At 59.9% G+C, this 367-nt stretch carries 1 protein-coding gene; it reads right to left on the reverse strand.

The window, feature by feature from the left end:
- The coding region (locus tag SB660_RS19275; RefSeq protein ID WP_410583832.1) for a baseplate assembly protein at positions 1-367 on the reverse strand (367 nt) is incomplete at both ends.

The following is a 367-nucleotide window of genomic DNA, read 5'->3' on the forward strand; positions in this document are numbered from 1 at the left end:
CCTTCACGGCTAAGGACAGTCAGTACCACCTCTGCAGGTGCCGGACTGGTTGCACTGGCATCCGCCACCCGACCGTCGGCGCTTCGGGCATGAAATTCATAGGCTGCAGTTGGCCCCGCAACTGAAAGCCCTTCAAAGGCTGCAGGCACACGCAGGCGTAACGCTTCATCGCTTTCCATCACAGCCGCAACGGGCGGCACAGCGTCATTATCAGCAGGCGTCACCGTCAGGCGTTTCACGTTGTAGTTGGCAGCGAGCTGGTCAAGATCGCCGCCCATCGCGTAAGCCACCATCACCGCCTGCGCGGCTTCGTTAATGCGCTGGCGCAGAAGCAACTCACGGTAAGCATTCTCCTGCAGCAATTTGG

It is taken from the genome of Bacillus sp. SIMBA_005, assembly GCF_046535585.1.
Lineage (GTDB): Bacteria > Bacillota > Bacilli > Bacillales > Bacillaceae > Bacillus > Bacillus pumilus.